We start from the raw sequence: 15,478 nt of genomic DNA, 5'->3' as shown, positions 1-15,478 counted from the left end.
CCTCTTTGCTGGCAGAGATCAACGCCCGATCTGTGAGGAAGACATGGCCGATCACTATCCGCCCGTTTCAAGCACCTACCCGACCACTGAGCGCACCCGCATCCGGCGCAGCCCGAAGCGCGGCAGCCACTCCCATGCCGATGTCCACGCCATTCTGGATGCCGCCCCGCTCTGTCACGTCGGCTACGTCATCGACGGTGCGCCCTATGTGACGCCGACCTTGCACTGGCGTGAGGGCGATTATGTCTATTGGCATGGCTCGTCCGCCAGCCGCTTCCTGCGCGCCGCCGAGGATATGCCTGTCTGCCTGACCTGCAGCATCATCGATGGCTATGTGCTGGCCCGCTCCGCCTTCAATCACTCCGTCAATTACCGCTCGGCCATGGTCTTCGGCACGGCTCGTCTGGTCGATGATCTCGACGAGAAGACCGATGCGCTGCGCCGCCTGATCGAAGACCTGTTTCCCGGCCGCTGGGATGGCCTGAGACCGATGACCAAACAGGAGGTCAAAGCGACCTCAGTCATGCGGATGAAAATCGAAGAGGCCTCGGCCAAGATCCGCAACGGCCCGCCGGGCGATGTGGACGAGGCAGATCATCCGGTCTGGGCTGGCGTCCTACCCATTGAAAGCCGTCTGGTATCGCCACAGCCAGCCCCCGGCTTGCCCGACGGGATGGAACTGCCACAACCCCTCGCAGACCTGATACAATCCGGCCGGCTCCGCTAGGCTATATTTGATGACCAAAGGACGTTGACATGGATCTGACGAACTGGAAGGGCGTACCCCGCCCCGAGCGTATTACTCTGGAAGGCAACTACACGCGGATCGAACCGCTCGATCCGGCCCGTCATGGCGAGGATCTCTATGCCTCGGCCCGTGCCCCTGGCGCCGAAGATCGTTTCCGCTACCTCTTCGAACATGTGCCGCCGGACTATGCCGACTTTTCGACATGGCTCGAGAAAGCGTCGTCAGGCACCGATCCGCTCTTCTTCGCGACGATCGACAAGCGCACGGGCCGCGCCGAAGGCCGGCAGGCATTGATGCGCATCGACAACACGCATGGCGTCATCGAGATCGGCAGCATCCTTTGGGGACCCGCGATCGCTCGCAGCCGCGTGACGACGGAAACCCTCTATCTGTTTGCATCCTATGTTTTCGACACGCTCGGCTATCGCCGCTTCGAATGGAAGTGCAACAACCTCAACGAACCCTCGAAGCAGGCGGCCGAACGCTTTGGTTTCGTTTTCGAAGGCATCTTCCGCCAGCACATGGTCGCGAAGGGTAAAAACCGCGACACCGCCTGGTTTGCCATAATCGACACCGATTGGCCGCGGTTGAAGGCCGGCTACGAACGCTGGCTGAAGCCGGAGAATTTCGACGAAGCCAGACAGCAGAAGACCAAGCTGACATTCGGATAACCCGATACTTCTCTGCAGCGCCGGCCTACAAGAGCTTGCGGAAATAGACCACGCGCCTGGTTTCGACGAAGCCGAGCGCGGCGTGAAAAGCGTGGCTCGCAAGATTGTCGATCAGCGCATCCGAGGCAAATTCCACGCAGCCGGCATCTCGCCCCCAAGCGGCAACAGCCTGGCAAAGCGCCTGCGCCACCCCTTCCCGCCGATTTTCCGGACGCACATAGATTCCCTCGAGGAAGAGGACCGGTGAGGTCTCGCAGCCATTGACGTAATCGTGCCGCAATGTCGCTTCGGCAAAACCGCCGACATGACCGGCAGAATCGATCGCCACGAAAGCAATACCGTTTTCATTAGAACGAAACTGCGCAAGTTCCGCGCGGTGGTGTTCGACCGAGTCGTCGGGCCAAAGCGCCGCGCGCAGGCCCACCCAACCCTCCAGATGCTCGTGTCCCGCCTTCTCTATCAGCATCTCTCGACCTCCTATCCGGCCACCTGCCGCCGGCGAATGGAAAAATTTCGCTTTCGACTCCACAATCATCACGCTACATATCGCGCATACTCACGCGCAGATTTTTCGCTGATCATAATCTGAGGATGATGGAATGACATTTCAAAGCAGTTCGCGTCTCTACGCTGCTGTTTCAGCTCTGTTGTGGCCGGCAATCTTCTGCGCCGGATTGACCGGCGCCTATTTCGCCTTCGAGTCGAACATGCACCTCCTCTGGTTCAACGTCGTCTATCTTGCGACCGTGGCGGTGATTGCGTTCTTCGAATGGCTCATGCCCTATGAAAAAACCTGGCTGAAACGCGACGGAGAAACCTTTAACGATGTCGCCCACACCCTGCTGAGTAAAGGGGGCGTGCAGATTGCAGCGGCAATCGGTACCTCGTTTCCCATGGCGGTGGCGACAGTCGCACACCCTGTCCTCAGCTATCACTCGCATTTCTGGCCGGATCGATGGCCGCTGATATTCCAGGTGGCGCTTGGTCTCTTCATCGCCGAGTTGGGCCTCTACATGGCGCATCGTCTTGCCCACGAACATCTGTCGCTTTGGCGTTTCCATGCTCTGCATCACAGCGTCGAGCGCCTGTGGGTCATCAATACGGGCCGGTTCCATTTCATGGACTCGCTCTTCAAGATCGCGCTCAGCCAGATCCCGCTTTATCTGCTTGGCGCACCATTATCCGTCTTTCTATGGATTGGTGCCGTCACGGGCTTTATCGGCTTGCTCACGCATTGCAATGTCGATATGCGCACCGGCCTGCTCGACCTCATATTCTCGACGCCGCGCCTGCATCGCTGGCATCATTCGAAGGTGCTTGCCGAAGGCAATACGAATTATGGGGAAAACCTCGTGATCTGGGATCAGCTTCTTGGCACCTTCTATAACCCGCCCCGCCCCTCCTCCACGGATATCGGCATCACCGGCAAGGTCGCCAAGGGCTTCCTCGCCCAGCTGGCGCAGCCCTTCTCCAGGCAGGGCCGCAAGGAGATTATCGGCAAGAAGCCGAAGGAATTGATCCTCCAGGAAGAACAGGCCGCAAAGGCCGCTGCGGCAAGGCGGAACAGCAACGCCAGGATCCGCAAATCAGGCTAGGATCGCTTTCGATAAACGCACCAATCGCACGGCGCACGGACGGATGCGTTTATCGATATATGCCTTGTGGACAGAAACATTGCGAAAAACTCCAGCCTGACAATCCACGTATTTCGATTTCAAACCGGGAAGATATTGTCATTTAACGTGTATTGAAAAAGGCAGCCTAGGGGTCTACCTAGGTCCCTTCAGTGGATTTAGACGAAAGATTAGGAAAATCATTGAGATGGAAGGGAGGTTCACAACAGAATACCTCAAGCAACTTCACAGAATATTTTTCGTTTCCAGAGAAATAGACCGTCTTGAGCGAGAATTCATCAAGCAGGGCATAGCACATTTCCATGTTTCCGGCGCCGGACATGAGTCCACGGCGCTGCTCAACGAGTTTCTCCAAGACGACGACTGGCTGCATCTCCATTATCGCGACAAGGCATTGATGCTGGCGCGCGGCATGCCCATTCGTGAGTTCTTCTCCAGCCTGCTCGCCACAGCCAGTTCGCACTCCGCCGGTCGGCAGATGAGCGCGCATCTTTCCTCCCGCGCTCTCAACATTACCTCCATCGTCGGCCCCGTCGGCAACAATGCGCTGCACGCCGCCGGCGTTGCCGCGTCTCTGAAGCACAAGCCCGGCATGCCGATTGCCGTCTGTTGTGTCGGCGACGGCACCACCCAGCAGGGCGAATTCCTCGAAGCGGTCGCCGAAGCCGTGCGCGGCCAGTATCCCGTCGTCTTCGTCATCGAGGATAACAGCTTCTCCATTTCGACAAGGACGAGCAAGCAGACCTTCTTCGATCTGCCCGGCGGCCCAGCCTCCAGCTTTTATGGCGTCGAGATCATCCGCACCGAGGGTGACGATCTACGGGCGTCGCGCGAGGCCTTTCATAAGGCGGTCCGCCACAGCCGCAACAACCGTACGCCGAGCATCGTGCTCCTCAATGTCGAGCGGCTGTCCGACCATACCAATGCCGACGATCAGAAAACCTACCGCACCCTGCTTGAAATCGAGGCCGGCTCCTCGCGCGATCCGCTGCCGAACCTGCGGGCGATGCTGCAGAAGGCAGGCATCGACGCCGATGCGCTTCGGAAGCTCGAACAGGAATTGACGGCCGAGGTCCAGGCGGAAGCCGCCCTCGCCCGCAAGGAAGACGCACCCAAGGTCGAGCCGGATGCGAAGGCTCCCTATCCGGCTTCCTTCAAGGGAAAAGCGGAATATCGCGGCAATGAAAAAGCATCGACCTTGACGATGCGCGAAGCGCTGAATGCAGTCCTCGACAAGCAGCTTGCCGCCAACCCCGACGTCGTCCTGTTCGGCCAGGATATCGAAGATCCGAAGGGCGACGTCTTCGGCGTTACCCGCGGCCTCAGCACGAAATATCCGGAGCGCGTGCGCAACGCCGCTCTCACCGAATCCACCATCGTCGGCACCGCCGTCGGTCGCGCACTGGCCGGCCAGCGCCCCGTCGCCTTCCTGCAATTCGCCGATTTCCTGCCGCTCGCCTATAACCAGATCGTCTCGGAAATGGGCAGCATGTTCTGGCGCAGCAATGGCGCCTGGGAAGCGCCTGTCATCCTGATGGTGAGCTGCGGCGGCTATAAACCCGGCCTCGGCCCGTTCCACGCCCAGAGTTTCGAGGGCATGCTGGCGCATACGCCCGGCATCGACGTCGTCATGCCCTCCAGCGCCGGCGACGCCGCTGGGCTTCTCAACGCCGCCTTCGAGTCGCGGCGCCCGACTGTCTTCCTCTATCCGAAGGCTGTGCTCAACAATTCCGACGGCCGTACCTCAGAGGATCTGGACAAACACTTCGTCCATCCCGGCCTGTCGCGCCACGTCGCCCGCGGCCGCGACATCACGCTTGTCAGCTATGGCAACACCGTTTCGCTCTGCGCCAATGCCGCAAGCGCTTTCGAGGCCCAGGGCTTTTCCGTCGAGGTGATCGATCTGCGCTCGATCTCGCCCTGGGACGAGAAGGAAGTGCTGGCGAGCGCCAGGCGCACCCGCCGCCTGATCGTCGTCCATGAAGACAATCGCACCGTCGGCATGGGTGCGGAAATCATCGCGACCGTCACCGAGAAGACCGATGCACCCGTCGTCGTGCGCCGGCTCGCCCGCTCGGACGCCCACATTCCCTTCAATTTCCGCAATCAGCTCGAAACCCTGCCCTCCTATCGCAAGTTGGTCGACCTGATGGCAGAGGTTCTCGAATGCGAAGTGACCTGGCATGAAGAGGACGATAGTGGCCCGACGGCTGCCATCAAGGCGATCGGCTCCGGTCCTGCGGACGAAAACGTCCTGGTGACGGATCTATTCGTCAAGCCCGGCGACAAGATCGAGGTCGGCCAGCTCGTTGCCGTCGTCGAGGCGACGAAAGCCTCGGTCGAGATCTGCGCCAATATCGGCGGCGTCGTGCAGGAAGTCTTCGCCAAGGTCGGCGACCAGATCGCCACCGACAGTCCGCTGCTGACCGTCGATGCCAATCGCGATCTGAGCGAGCAGAATTTCGCGCTCGCCTCCGAAATTCAGAATAAATTCGTGCTGCGTCGTCTGAAGTCGCATGCCATCCCGGCGCTGCGCCGCCATACCGGCAGCTTCTCGGAAGTCGTCATCAACGGCATCGGCATCGCCACCGGCGCCCGCCGCGTCACCAACGAAGAGATCATCCATAACTGGCCGAACCGCCGCGCCGACGAAATCTTGGCGCTGACCGGCATCAAGAGCCGCTTCTGGGTCGGACCCGAAGAGGGTACGCTGAGCCTCGCCACGAAGGCCGCGCGCGATCTCCTCCGGCAGAACCAGATCTCGATCCACGATGTCGATCTGGTGATTGCCGCTACCGGAACGCCCGACATCGCCACGCCGTCGCTCGCAAGCCGCGTCGCGGTTGCCGTCGCCGAAGACGGCGTGCGGCCTTCGCTTGCGGCCTATGACATGGGCGCCGCCTGCTCCGGCTATCTCTACGCGCTTCAGCAAGCCTATGATTTCATCGCACAGCAGAACGACGCCAAGGTACTCATCATCACCTCGGAAGTCCTGTCGCCGCTGCTCGACATGAACGATTTCTCCACGGCGATCCTCTTCGGCGACGCGGCGACCGCCAGCCTCGTAACCAGCCGCGACATGGCGCGTAATCCACTCTTCACCGCAAGCCGTCCGATCGTCAGCGGTCGGCCGGAGCCGGGGGATCTCCTCTACGTTCCGCTGCCAGACGACGGCGTGATTGCGATGAACGGTCGCGCGGTCTTCACCGAAGCCGTGCATTCGATGACCCGCTCGATCGAAAATGCCTGTGTCGACGCAGGGATCGAGCTTGCCAATCTCGATCTCCTGGTGCCGCATCAGGCCAACCAGCGCATCATCGACACGATTGCCAAGCGCAGCGGCCGCCCGGCCCTCAGCGTCATCGAGACCTACGGCAACACCAGCTCGTCGAGCATTCCGCTTGCCATGCTGCATGTCGCCAACGAACACTCCGAGCCGCTCAATCTCGGCCTGGTGGCTTTTGGCGGCGGCATGACGGCAGGTGCTGCAATCGTACGGACCGTGAAGTAACCCGCGGTTCCTCCCCAACGCTCCACTCAAAGATTCCATACAGCGCGGCCGATTGGCCGCGCTTTTCATATGGTTTTTTCGCGCCCAATCACCACATATACGCGAGCTCACAACTTGCATGATCGCCCATAGGCGGAGAGAAGTATCAAATTTCTGCAACCTATGCGGCCCATCATTCATTACAATTCATTCATGTTTGACGCCATGCTCCCTTGAAAAGCACCGTAGCGGTGCTTTACTTGAGGGCCATGGCAAAGACACACGCACCAACGCACCGCTCTCGTCTGCGATATGATCTCGCTCCCGATGACGAAGCGCGGCAGGCTCTGGACGAGACCTTTGCTGCATACGGGCAAATGATGAAACTCTTGGGCGAAATCGTTCCGGACAGAGCCGGAGCAAATCTCGTCACGCTTCACGATCTTGCCTATGAGACGATCCGCGAACGCACCGCTTTGCCCGCGCGCCTCGTGACGCTCGGCCTGCGTGATTTTGCGGCCAATCGAAGCGGGCTTGCCGATTGGAACCGGCTGCCGCTCGACGAAAAGCTCTTTGCCATCAAGGGTCCGTCAGACCTGACAATCTCGACGGTGCGCGGCCGTGTTGCCGTGCCCTTCGACGTGGCCGGCTATTTCAAAGGCTGGGACAGCAATATCTCCGCCTATCTGATCGCCGATGGCGGCCACTACGCGATTCACATCGGGGTAACACCAAACTCTCCCCGAACGGAGGATAACATGACGATGCATGAAGGCATTCTTTCCCGCATGGGACGACTGATCGCAGGCCTCGCCAATGCCGCAGTCGACACCGTAGAAGGCGCCAACAAGGTTGCCGTCATCGAGCAGGCGCTGCGCGAGATCGACGCCGCCGCCGATGAAGCGCGTGCCGATCTCGGCAAGGCGCGCGCTGAGGAATACCGCATCCAGAGCCGCCGCAGCGAAATCGTCGCCGATCTCGACGCGCTCGACGCCAAGATCCGGCTTGCGATCTCTGCCGACCGCGAAGATCTCGCCAAGGCCGGCGTCTCGCGCCAGATCGACCTCGAGGCGCAGACTGCGGCGCTCGACAAGGCGCTCGCGGATGCGAACGCGCAGATCGACGAGGGCCAGAAGGCACTTCAGGCTGTTCTTGCCACCCGCCGCGAGGCGGAAGCACGGCTTGTCGATTTCAAGCGCAGCATCGCCCGCCATGCTCCCGAGGAAGCAACGGGTGGAAATCCACGGCCGACACCGGCCGCTGGTGCAGCCCGCGCGGCAGCCGCCGTTTCCCGCTTGACCGGCGTACCCTCGGGCGAGCCCGCAACAAGCGCTGAGCTCGATGAGCTCGACCGCCTGCACCGGGAGCAGGCCATCGAAGCACGCCTTGCCCGCTTCAAGGCCAATGGCTAGTAACCGATGCACCTGTTTCTCGCACCCGAATGTGCGCCCTTTGCCATCGCGGCAATGATCCTGATCGGATTGACGGCAATCGAAATCCTGTCGATGCTACTTGGCTTTTCGCTAAGCGAACTCATCGGCAAGCCGCATTTCGAAGGTCATGATGGTGTGCTCGCCGGCCTGCTGTCCTGGATCAATATCGGCGGCGTGCCGCTGCTGATCCTGATCATGCTGGCCCTCGGCATCTTCGCCGTGACGGGTTTTGCCATCCAGACCGTCGCCGACGTGATCTGGGCGCCGCTGCCGGCGATCGCTGCCGCAGTGCCGGCCCTCGCCGTCACGATCCCTCTCGTCCGGAGCTCAACGCAAACGATCGCAAGGATCGTGCCGCGCGACGAGACCTACGCCGTCGAGGCCGATGACTTCGTCGGTCGCACGGGCACGGTTTCCATCGGCCCTCTGGATCAAGGCTTGCCTGGCCGCGTCAGCGTCAAGGACGCGCATGGCAACTGGCATCAGTTGCGCGCCAGCGCCGCCAAGGGTGAAAGCCCCTTGCCGATCGGCGCCCAAGTTCTGCTTGTCGACCGCAAGGCCGACATCTTCATCGCAGTTTCCGCCCCCTCGGATCTTGTGAGATCCGACGACAAATCCTCTACGGAGCAACCTTCATGAACGGCCTTTACGACCTTATTCTTCCCGCAGGCATAGGTCTCGTCCTGATCCTCGGGATCGGCTTCGTCCTTGCCTCGCTCTATGTCCGCTCGAGCCGCGATGAGGCCTATGTGCGCACCGGTCTCGGCGGCCAGAAAGTCGTGCTCGACGGCGGCTCCGTCGTGCTGCCGATTTTCCACTCGATCGCTCGCGTCAACCTCAAGACGCTGCGCCTGGAGGTCCAGCGCGGCGAGAATGATGCGCTGATCACCAAGGACCGCATGCGCGTCGATATCGGCGCCGAGTTCTATGTCCGCGTCAAACCGGACAGCTCCTCGATCGCTCTCGCAGCCCAGACGCTCGGCAATCGCACCAACGACAGCGAACAGCTGCGCCAGCTGATCGAGGCGAAGTTTGTGGACAGCCTGCGCTCGGTGGCGGCCACGATGAGCCTCGATGCCCTGCAGGAACAGCGCATGGATTTCGTCAAGGCCGTGCAGGATGCAGTCGGTTCCGACCTGCAGTCCAACGGTCTCGAACTCGAATCCGTGTCGCTGACGCGCCTCGACCAGACCGATATCAAGCACTTCAACGCCAACAACTTCTTCGACGCGCACGGTCTTGCCGCGCTGACCCGCGTCACCGAGGCGCGCAAGAAGGAGCGTAACGAAGTCGTCCGCGATACAGAAGTCGCGATCGCCCAGAAGGACCTGGAAGCCCGCCAACAGTCGCTCGCCATCGAGCGGACGAAGCGCGAGGCGGAACTGAATCAGCAGCGCGACATCGCTAACAAGTCCGCCGCCACCCGCGCCGAAACCGCTCAGCAGGAACAGGCCGCCAAGCGCGCGGAAGAGGAAGCCCGCATCGCCGCCGAGCAGGCGATCGCAGAACGTGAAGCCACGGCAAAGCAGGCCCGCGAATCCGCCAACATCGACTCGACCCGCGCCGTGCAGCAACGCGACACCGAAGCCCGCCGCGACATCCAGATCGTCGCGCAGGAAAGCGCTATCGCGGTTGCCAACAAGAGCCGCGAGGAGTCTGAAGCCAAGGCAAAGGCAGAAGCCGCTCGCGCACTCGCTATCGCGGCCGAGGAAAAGGTCGGCACCGCCAAGGCAGTCGAGATCGCCGAACGTGAAAAGCAGATCGCAGTGATCGACGCACAGAAGCGCGCACAGACCCAGGCAACCGCCGTTACCATCGCGGCAGAAGCCGAAAAGCAGGCCGCGACCGACCAGGCCGACGCCATCAAGACACTGGCAACGGCAGAAGCCGACGCCGCGATCATCAAGGCCAAAGGTATTCTTGAAACCGGTAAGGCAACGGCCGAAAGCGAGGCACTGCTCAACGAAGCGCGCAACAAGCTCAGCCCCGCCATCATCGAATTCGAGATCACCCGCGAGCGCATCCGCATCGTGCCCGCCGCCCTTGCCGAAGCGGTCAAGCCGATCGAAAAGATCTCCGATATCCGGATCTTCGACACCGGTGGCATGCTCGGCCGCAATGGCAACGGTACGGGCGGCGGCAGTGGCGTCGGCCTTGGCGAAGGTCTTGCCGGCCAGCTACTCTCCTATCAGGCCAATAAGCCAATCCTCGACCGCCTGCTGAAGGAGGCCGGCTTCGACGGCGACAATGCCATCTCGGCCCTGCTTGGCAATCTCGATGGCAAGACCAACGCTGCCCAGCCCGAGGAAGAGGAATATTACGACGACGCCGAAGAGACGGATAAGCCTGCCTAACGGCTACCGATCGTCAGAAAACACAAAACCCCGGAATTCCTTAGGGATTCCGGGGTTTTCGTTAAACTAAACAGCCGATAAGATCAGGGCTTCGGGCGGTTTCTGAAGGCCTCGGCTTCGGCGTAGAATTTCTTTTCCCATTCCTTGTGATTGTCGAGGCCTTCCTTGATGAAGGGCGTGAAGATCGCGAGATTCATCAAGGCCCAGTTGACGAAGCGGGCCGGGAATTTCAGCGGCTTGACGAAATCGACGAAGAGCACCACACGGGTCTTGTCGGAATGGTTCCAGGCTTCGTGCTCATAAGCGTCGTCAAAGATCAGCGCCTTGCCTTCCTGCCAATGGCAAACCTGCTTGTCGACGCGGATGGCGAGCTTCTCGTTCGGTTCCGGCACGATGAGGCCGAGATGCAGGCGAAGCACGCCGTTATAGGGGCCGCGATGGGCGGGCAGATGCTTGCCCGGCTCGAAGATCGAGAACATCGCCGTCGTCAGGCCGGGGATCTTCTGCACGGCTGCCCAGGTATTCGGGCACGCCTTGATGTTCTGCTCGGACTTCACGCCGAAACCGAGAAGGAAGAAGGTCTTCCAGCGGGTATCGGTCGAAATGGTCTTCACGTCGGTGGAGATGTCCTGGAAGGTCGGCAGCTCGCTCTGGCGCAGCAGCACCTTTTCGAGCTCGGCGCGGATGGCCGGATAATCCTTCTCGATCTCGGCCGCCCAGGGGAAGGTCGCAGCGTCATAGACCGGCGGATTGCCGAGCTTGGCATATTTCAGATTGAGGCTTTCGGCCCAGGCAACGATACCCATGAAAAAGCGGGTCATGGCGCTCGGCCGGTCCATCGGCGCAATGCCGGCCGTGCCGAAGGTCTGTTCTGGAGCAGGAGATTGGTTGGAAGTGGGAGCAGGTGCGCTCAAGGGACTCTCCGTCATGTCTGTTTTTTGGGGCGGTGCGGTCCGGGAGAGGAAGTTGCCCGGGGAATCCGCATGCGAACCCCGGAGCGAGAACAGGCTTGTCATTGGGAATGCTTGCCCGTGCTTATCCTGATCGACGCCCGACTCCTTATGTTATGCGGTGATCTTAATAGGCGATTATATGAGTTGATTAGTCGAATTTCGCAAGAGAGTCCGTTCGCAACGAGCGGTGGTTTGTCGTGGAATAAATCTCCGCGATTCTCGAGAGGGATTCACCTCAGAATCGGCAAAAATGCGGCGAAATCTGCCGATCTCCAATTACTAAGCTGTTTGAGCCTGAATTATTAGCCGGACAATTGCAAGTCCTGCCATCGGAGCCCCGATCGACAGGAAAACGGACAGGCCGATATAGGCGATGGCCGGCATCCATTTGCCGCGCTCCTAGAGAGCGACGCTCTCCAGCGCAAAGGTCAAAAACGTCGTGAATCCACTGGAACGCCTGTAGTCAGAAACTGCACCGCCCTATCCGGCACCGAGAAACACGACAAGATAGAGCACGACAACCTCCAGCCGTCCTTGCGTCAGAGCTTTCCGACCTTATGGGCATTTTCTCGCCGCATCTTCAAGCCGCGCTCGCGAATATGACGAAGCGGCATATCGGCTGGGATGTTATCGGAAGCAGCACTCTTGGCGATGCCGAGACGCTGCGACAGATAAATGCTGGTATGGCCGCTGCAGATATAGGCAAGGAAGCAGGCGACGGCGAGGTAGACCGTATGTGTCGCGCCGAAGAGCTCGATGCCCATGATCATGCAGGCAAGCGGTGTATTGGTGGCACCGGCAAAGACGGCGACAAAGCCCAAGCCGGCAAAGAGATCGGCCGGTGCGCCAAGAATGGCGGCAAGCGCGTTGCCAAGTGCTGCACCGATGAAGAACAAAGGCGTCACCTCCCCGCCCTTGAAGCCGGCGCTGAGTGTCACGATCGTGAAGACGGCCTTCCAGAACCAGCTCCAGTAATCGATATGGGCGGGATCGAAGAAGCCGAGGATCGTCGCATCGGCAGCATTGGGCGACCAGACGCCAAGCCCGAGATATTGCCGCGTACCGAGCAGATAGACGAGACCGATCAGGATCGCACTGGCTATCACGGGCCTGAGCGGCGCATAGGCGCAGAACCGCTTGAATGTCGCAAACGCCCGATGCGAAACCTCGCTGAATGAGCGCGCCATCAGGCCAAAAATCACGCCGGCGATGCCGACCTTGACGAGCAGCAGCACATCGAGATGGAAGGTGCTGGCTGGTGTGCCGGCGAGATAGCCGATCTGATACTGGATGTGTTCGATGCCCCAGGCATGGCAGGTCCAATCGGCTGCGATCGCTGCCGCAAGGCTCGGGATCAGCGCCTCATATTGCATGCGCCCGATGGTCAGAACTTCGAGAGCGAAGACGGCACCAGCAATCGGCGTGCCGAAGACCGCGCCGAAACCCGCGGCGATCCCCGCCATAAGGAGAATGCGGATTTCGGCATGGCTGAGCCGGAAAACTCTGGCGAATGCGCTGGCAATGCTGCCGCCGAGCTGCACCGCCGTTCCTTCGCGACCCGCCGAACCGCCGACCAGATGCGTCAGGACCGTCGAAACCAGGATGAAGGGCGCCATGCGCAGCGGCACGCCGCCGCCTGGCTCATGGATCTGATCGACGATCAGATTGTTGCCGCCTTCCGACCCGCGGCCGAAGTGCTGATAGACCAGCACCATCAGGAAACCGGCAACCGGCATCAAGAAGATCAGCCAGGGATGGTCGAAACGCGCAGCCGTCGCCTTGTCCAGGCTCCAGAGGAACAGCGCGCAGAGTGAGCCGACGACGACCGCCATCGGCACGACCAGAACTATCCATTTGAACAGGCTGCGAAACTGCTGAAAGCGATGATGAAAATAGGCGGAGGCGGACATCAGTTTGCCCCTCCCGCAAAGCCGACAGACCGTCTTGCGGGGACTGTGATTAAGAAACATGAGCGGGATAACGGCGGGAAAACAGGCACAACTCTACTCCTTCGCCTCTCAGGCGCGTTGAGTAGGAGTCATCAGCTTCCCCGGAAAATCAGAGCAGCGGTTCGGCCAACATGGCCCGGCAGAAATCCATTACCGTTGGGATTTCCATACAGAAACAGCCCCACCGCTGTCAATGTACCGTTGCGGACTGCATCTGGCGCGATGGCCTCAAATGGCTTTGGCGATCATCTCGATCGGCGCGAGCAGGCCGCCCTCGACCGACACGTTGACGTTGCTCATGCGCTCGCCAGCCCGCGGACCCATCAGCGTACGGAACCCCAGGTCTCGCGCCTCGCCCGCCGCTGCGGCCCTGGCGCGCGCTTCATGTGCCAGCCGGATTGCGAGAGCGCTGCGGTCCTGCTCCAGCTCCACCGTGAAGCCGGCTTCATCAAGCAGATGGCGATAAACATCGGGGCTGCAGACGAAACTCGTCTCCGGCGCCATCGCCCAGGGCATCGGATAGGGCAGCGTTCCCTCCCGCATCTGCATGATCTCATAAAGCCCGAAACGGCCGCCGGGCTCGAGAATGCGCCTGATCTCGGAAAACAGCCGAGCCTTATCCTCGATGTTCATGCCGACATGGATGAGCGTCACTCGGTCGAAACTGCCGCTCTCGAAAGGCAATGCCAGCGCGCTGCCCTGCCGGAAGGAAACCAGATCCTCCAGACCGCAGCGGGCCGTCAGCGAGTTGGCGACCTGAACAAATTCTTCGGTGAGATCAATGCCCGAGACGATGCATCCATAGGAATCGGCAAAATGGCGGGCAGGCCCGCCGAGCCCCGATCCGATATCGGCAAGCCGCAGGCCGGCGGCAAGATCGAGATCCCTCGCGAAATCCACCGTCGCCGCATGCCGTCCCAGATGGAACTCATCGACATCGGTCAGATCGCGGATGCGCAGGTTTTCGATATCCTTACCGTCAGCCGCAAGGGTTTGCAGGATCGCCGTTTCCAGCGATCCGTGCGTGTAGTGGCTGGCAACTTTTTCCTCGGTAGACATTTATGCACTCCCAAGGCTTTGCCTGAAGGTCGCCTACTGCGTAGTTCGTTAAATCGGCGCGATTTTAGGATAAAATTATGCAGCAGATCTAAAGTACTACGGCGACCTTTGCTCGTCACATGTGGCGCGCGGCGCTGTAGCCATCAGACCTTCAGTTCGCGCCGCTCCGTTTCCGTTACCATGGCAAGATCCAGCACGCGCTGCAAGTTGGCTGCGTGGCGGAAGCTCGGGTCCTGGCTGCTGCCGGTCATCACAGCTTCGGCGAAGCGCTGATAGTTTGTCAGAACCGGCGGCACTTCAAGCACCCTCCACGTGGCCGTTTCGGTGTCATCGCCAAGGCAACCGCGCAATTCGGAACCGTTTGGGCTGTGGGACACTTCCAGTCCGCCGCGCTCGCCATAGATGCGCAGCTTCAACTCGTTCAAATGCCCAGTCGCCCAGCGGCTCGCATGCACGACGCCGAGCGCACCGTTGGCAAAGTCGACCGACATCGAAAAACTGTCATTCGCATCGAGCGTATATTCGCCGATGCGTTCGCCAGGCGCCTTGGCGAAGGTCTTCAGGCGGGCGAAGACGTGGTCGATATCGGTCGCTGCGCCATAGGCGGCGAAGTCGAGGATATGGATGCCGATATCGCCGAGAACGCCGTTCGAGCCGTGCCCGGTCGACAACCTCCAGAGCCACTTGGATTCGTTGCGCCAGTCGCCCCAGGCCTTGGAGACGAGCCAGCTCTGCAGATAGGACGCCTCCACATGCTTGACGGTGCCGATCTCGCCCGAAATCACCATTTCGCGCGCCTTCTGCAGCTGCGCGACATTGCGATAGGTCAGGTTGACCATGTTGACGACCCCTGCCCTTTCGGCAGCTTCCGTCATCTCGAGTGCCTTTTCATAATTCTCCGCGAGCGGCTTTTCGCAGAGAACATGCTTGCCGGCGGCAAGCAGCGGCAGGGTCGTCGGATGGTGAGCCTTATCCGGCGTGACATTGGTCGCCGCATCGAACTCACCCCAGGCAAGCGCCTCGTCCAACGACAAAAAGCGCTTCTTGATATCGAACGTATCGCAAAAGGCGGTGAGCCTCGTCGCATCCGTATCGACGGCGCCGATGATTTCGACGCCAGGAATGCGGGCGAAATGCTCCACCTGGTTCTTCGCCATGCCGCCCGTGCCAACTACTATGAGACGCAT

Annotated in this window: 12 protein-coding genes and 1 riboswitch; of the genes, 7 read left to right on the top strand and 5 right to left on the bottom strand. The window is 60.5% G+C overall.

Annotated features, from left to right (window positions below; all coding sequences use genetic code 11):
- Positions 1–43: 43 nt before the first annotated feature.
- Together FP026_RS10815 and FP026_RS10810 are read left to right on the top strand one after the other, a co-directional pair.
- Positions 44–727, top strand: a complete 684-nt coding sequence (locus FP026_RS10815) for a pyridoxamine 5'-phosphate oxidase family protein (RefSeq protein ID WP_149634614.1) — start codon at positions 44–46, stop codon at positions 725–727.
- Positions 728–756: 29 nt separating this feature from the next.
- The gene (locus tag FP026_RS10810) at positions 757–1,419 is read left to right on the top strand and encodes a GNAT family N-acetyltransferase (RefSeq protein ID WP_149634613.1); all 663 of its coding nucleotides are present in this window, start codon (positions 757–759) and stop codon (positions 1,417–1,419) included.
- 25 nt (positions 1,420–1,444) lie between these two features.
- Here the strand turns inward: FP026_RS10810 and aac(6') are convergent, their stop codons facing one another.
- The gene (aac(6'), locus tag FP026_RS10805; protein WP_149634612.1) at positions 1,445–1,885 is read right to left on the bottom strand and encodes an aminoglycoside 6'-N-acetyltransferase; all 441 of its coding nucleotides are present in this window, start codon (positions 1,883–1,885) and stop codon (positions 1,445–1,447) included.
- Positions 1,886–2,018: 133 nt separating this feature from the next.
- Between aac(6') and FP026_RS10800 the strand changes: the two genes are divergently transcribed.
- The 5 genes from FP026_RS10800 (at position 2,019) to FP026_RS10780 (ending at position 10,330) form a co-directional block, all read left to right on the top strand.
- Positions 2,019–3,014 carry a sterol desaturase family protein gene (locus FP026_RS10800; protein ID WP_149634611.1) on the top strand — a complete coding sequence of 332 codons (996 nt, stop codon included), beginning with the start codon at positions 2,019–2,021 and terminating at the stop codon, positions 3,012–3,014.
- Positions 3,015–3,240: 226 nt separating this feature from the next.
- The gene (locus FP026_RS10795) at positions 3,241–6,564 is read left to right on the top strand and encodes a thiamine pyrophosphate-dependent enzyme (protein WP_149634610.1); all 3,324 of its coding nucleotides are present in this window, start codon (positions 3,241–3,243) and stop codon (positions 6,562–6,564) included.
- A 248-nt stretch (positions 6,565–6,812) separates the two neighbouring features.
- Positions 6,813–7,955: a PspA/IM30 family protein gene (locus FP026_RS10790; protein WP_149634609.1), complete on the top strand. Its 1,143-nt coding sequence runs from the start codon at positions 6,813–6,815 to the stop codon at positions 7,953–7,955.
- 6 nt (positions 7,956–7,961) lie between these two features.
- Entirely contained in the window at positions 7,962–8,615 is a 654-nt protein-coding gene (locus FP026_RS10785) for an OB-fold-containig protein (RefSeq protein WP_149634608.1), read from the top strand.
- A complete protein-coding gene (locus FP026_RS10780; RefSeq protein ID WP_149634607.1) occupies positions 8,612–10,330 on the top strand; it encodes a flotillin family protein in 1,719 nt (572 codons plus the stop codon). Before FP026_RS10785 ends, FP026_RS10780 begins: the two co-directional genes overlap by 4 nt.
- An 83-nt stretch (positions 10,331–10,413) precedes the next feature.
- On the opposite strand, the gene FP026_RS10775 is transcribed toward FP026_RS10780, so the two are convergent.
- The 4 genes from FP026_RS10775 to FP026_RS10760 form a co-directional block, all read right to left on the bottom strand.
- The gene (locus FP026_RS10775) at positions 10,414–11,259 is read right to left on the bottom strand and encodes an aspartyl/asparaginyl beta-hydroxylase domain-containing protein (protein WP_149634606.1); all 846 of its coding nucleotides are present in this window, start codon (positions 11,257–11,259) and stop codon (positions 10,414–10,416) included.
- A gap of 563 nt (positions 11,260–11,822) precedes the next feature.
- Positions 11,823–13,193 (bottom strand): voltage-gated chloride channel family protein, encoded by a 1,371-nt coding sequence (locus tag FP026_RS10770; protein WP_149634605.1) that lies wholly within the window; start codon positions 13,191–13,193, stop codon positions 11,823–11,825.
- Between the two features lie 115 nt (positions 13,194–13,308).
- Positions 13,309–13,396, bottom strand: a riboswitch (Fluoride riboswitch).
- A 64-nt stretch (positions 13,397–13,460) separates the two neighbouring features.
- Positions 13,461–14,291 (bottom strand): class I SAM-dependent methyltransferase, encoded by an 831-nt coding sequence (locus FP026_RS10765; protein WP_149634604.1) that lies wholly within the window; start codon positions 14,289–14,291, stop codon positions 13,461–13,463.
- Positions 14,292–14,434: 143 nt separating this feature from the next.
- Entirely contained in the window at positions 14,435–15,478 is a 1,044-nt protein-coding gene (locus tag FP026_RS10760; RefSeq protein WP_149634603.1) for a Gfo/Idh/MocA family protein, read from the bottom strand.

The sequence above is a fragment of the Martinezella tropici genome (assembly GCF_008370325.1).
Classification (GTDB): domain Bacteria; phylum Pseudomonadota; class Alphaproteobacteria; order Rhizobiales; family Rhizobiaceae; genus Rhizobium; species Rhizobium tropici_B.
Note: the sequence above shows the minus strand (reverse complement) of the source record. Positions and strands in the feature narration are given on the sequence as shown.